Below are 2,566 nucleotides of genomic sequence, written 5' to 3'. Positions count from 1 at the left end.
AGAAGCCGGATGGAACCGAGGTCAACCCCAAGTGGGGGATGGGTGAAATCCTCTACTCTGAGCGCAAGTTCTAGGCTGCGACACGGTCCGGGCGGCCCGCCAGCCAGTCCAGAACGCGTTCCGCCACCGCTTCCCAGCCCGGTTCGCCGGGTAGCCAGTGGCTCATGCCCGCCATTTCCACATACTCAGCGCCCAGGCGTCCGGCCACCTGTCGGACCGTCGCGGGCGGGTGAACCCGGTCCTTCCCGCCCGAGATCACGAGGCTTTCCAGGCCTGGGGGCGGCGGATTTGTTTGAGTCGTCATCAGCGGGTCCAGCCACCAGTTCAGGGTCTCGAGGATGGCGCGGGCGCTCTCCGGTCGAACCCGCTGCGCCGCAGCCTCCCGGGCCCCGGGCGCCAGTCGGTCGAGGCTGAACCCCTTCAGGAGGTGCAGGTCCGGCTCTACCGGTGAGAAGGGTGTGGGCGCCACCAGAGGCAGGGTCGCCGCCGTGACCGCTTCCTCTAGGCTGGAGCCGAAGACGCCCCAGGGTGCGGAGGGTGCCAGCAGGACGAGGCCTGCGAGGGGCAGGCGCCCTGCGATCATCTGCGCCACCAGGCCGCCCATGGAATGTCCCAGGAGCACGGGCGGCTCGCCGTCCTCGGCCGCGATCCGGCGGCAGAGCGCGGTGATGTCCGCCGCATAGTCGGCCATGGAAAGGTTTGCCACGTCGCCGCGCCGGTCCTCCGGGCCATGCCCGCGCAGGTCCGGGGCAGCGACCTTCAGGCCTGCGGCCTCAAAGGGCCTGCGAAAATCGTCGAACACCCAGCCGCCGCAGAAGGCGCCATGGACCATCACCACAGTGGAGGGTCTCATCATGACGCGCCCCGGACCTTGACGGCGTGAGGCGCGAAGGCCTGGGCCACCGTGGCGTAGACAGGCTTCTTGAAGGGTACGATGATCTCAGGTGCCTCCGCCAGGGGTGCCCAGCGCCAGGCGTCGAACTCCACAGGATCGTGCTGGTCGAGGCGCACCTCGGTCTCCTCGCCCTCGAACCTCAGGGCGAACCAGACCTGCTTCTGGCCCTTCCATCCGCGCCGACCCCTCTTCGCTGCGATCGGATAGTCGTAGGCCAGCCAGCCCGGGGTCCGGCCGAGAATCGACACGGAAGTGATCCCGGTCTCCTCCTTCAGTTCCCGTAGGGCGGCGGCCTCAAGGTCCTCGTCGTCGTCGATGCCCCCTTGCGGGAACTGCCAGTTGTAGGGCGGAGGGGTCTCGACCCGGCGTCCCATCCAGACCCGGCCCTCCAGATCGAAGAGCACCAGTCCGACATTGGGTCGGTATTCGTCGAGGTTCATCAGCGGATCTTCGCCAGGGCGGAGGCGGGTGCCAGCTGGAAGCCCCGACCTTCGATCTGGCCCGCCCAGGAGGCCACTTGGCGCAGGCTCAGGGGGTAGGCCTGGGCGATGCCCAGGCCCTCGCCCCGGGAAAGGGCTGCGGCCTCGACCCGCAGCAGGGCCTCATCGATCGCCTCGGGCGCAAGGACGGTGTCCAGGGCCTGGTTTGCAGAGGCCCGGAACTCGGCGGTCCCGGAGGTCGAGGCTATCCCCGTGTCGATGAAGGCTACCCCCCGGCTTCGGAGGGCTCCGGACAGGGCACCCATGCCCTCGGGGCTCTTTACGAACCGCTCGCCCATCCGATTCAGGATCCCGAAGTAACCCGTCCCGCGGCTGAGGATCCACTCCAGCCGCTTGACGGTCTCGGCGGGCTGGGCGCGGGCGCGAAGGGTGAAGGGGCCCGGATCGTTCTCGGGATAGTCCTCAGGCTCCATGGGGGCTTCAAGCAGCACTTCATGGCCGCGGGCTCGGGCCTGGTTGATCCAGTCCTGCAGGCCGGGGGCGTAGGGGGAGAAGGCCAGGGTGACCTGCGGCGGCAGGCTCTCCAGGGCGAGGCGGGTCGTGGTGGGATCCAGGCCCAGGCCGCCGACGATGATGGCCACTCGCGGCCGGCCGCTGGCCTTGAAGGGCCGGGCATAGGCCCGGGCGGGCGTCAGGCCTCCGGGGCCGATCACTGGAAGGATTCCCTCGGCAGTCTTGCGGCTGACCCCCTCCAGGGGGGCCAGCGGAAGCGGACCTCCCGCCATGACGCCCGCCGCGGCCAGGGCGTCCGTCGCTGTGGACAGGGGCGGTGATTCCGGGGATCGGGTCAGCCTGTATTCGGCCCGCGCCAGGTCGGCCCCGGCCGCGCGCCCGGCGGTCACGGCGGACGTCCAGCCCTGGGGTTTGGGCCCCGTGATCGCTGCCCGGACCTGCGGATAGCCCGCCGCAGGATCCCCCAGGATCGAGATCAGGACCGCGGCGCTGGCCAGGAAGAGGACGAGCGCGCCCGCCGCACCCACCAGGGGGTTGGAGACGAAGGCCCCCAGCGCTCCCTGTCCCGGACGGATTCGGGAGGCGGCGGGGCCGGCTCGGACTGAGGGCTTGCGACTCATGGGTAGGTCTCCGGACCGGAGCCTTTCGCTAGGCGGTTTCCAAAGGCTAGTTCGACTTCCATCCCTTTGGAACCCGTCCGCGCCTGGCTTTCCCGATC

3 protein-coding genes are annotated in these 2,566 nt (G+C 69.8%); all 3 read right to left on the bottom strand.

From position 1 onward, the window contains the following. Nucleotides 1–70: 70 nt before the first annotated feature. Genes WCJ52_RS12660 through WCJ52_RS12650 form a run of 3 tightly spaced genes read right to left on the bottom strand, consistent with a single transcriptional unit; the run spans nt 71 to nt 2,468 of the window. Nucleotides 71–856 carry an alpha/beta fold hydrolase gene (locus WCJ52_RS12660; protein ID WP_336903662.1) on the bottom strand — a complete coding sequence of 262 codons (786 nt, stop codon included), beginning with the start codon at nt 854–856 and terminating at the stop codon, nt 71–73. Continuing rightward, nucleotides 853–1,338 carry an RNA pyrophosphohydrolase gene (locus WCJ52_RS12655; RefSeq protein WP_336903663.1) on the bottom strand — a complete coding sequence of 162 codons (486 nt, stop codon included), beginning with the start codon at nt 1,336–1,338 and terminating at the stop codon, nt 853–855. Before WCJ52_RS12655 ends, WCJ52_RS12660 begins: the two co-directional genes overlap by 4 nt. Beyond that, complete coding sequence (locus WCJ52_RS12650) at nt 1,335–2,468, bottom strand: divergent polysaccharide deacetylase family protein (RefSeq protein ID WP_336903661.1); 1,134 nt, start codon at nt 2,466–2,468, stop codon at nt 1,335–1,337. The genes WCJ52_RS12655 and WCJ52_RS12650 overlap by 4 nt, the downstream gene beginning before the upstream one ends. Between the last annotated feature and the right edge of the window lie 98 nt (nt 2,469–2,566).

Source organism: Phenylobacterium sp. (assembly GCF_037138395.1).
In the GTDB taxonomy this organism is placed as follows: domain Bacteria; phylum Pseudomonadota; class Alphaproteobacteria; order Caulobacterales; family Caulobacteraceae; genus Phenylobacterium.
The sequence above is the reverse complement of the archived record's forward strand: the minus strand, read 5'-3'. Positions and strand labels throughout refer to the sequence as shown.

Coding starts and splice junctions, on each gene's coding strand:
- WCJ52_RS12660 (WP_336903662.1), bottom strand. CDS start 856: ATGATGAGACCCTCCACTGTGGTGATGGTCCATGGCGCCTTCTGCGGC.
- WCJ52_RS12650 (WP_336903661.1), bottom strand. CDS start 2,468: ATGAGTCGCAAGCCCTCAGTCCGAGCCGGCCCCGCCGCCTCCCGAATC.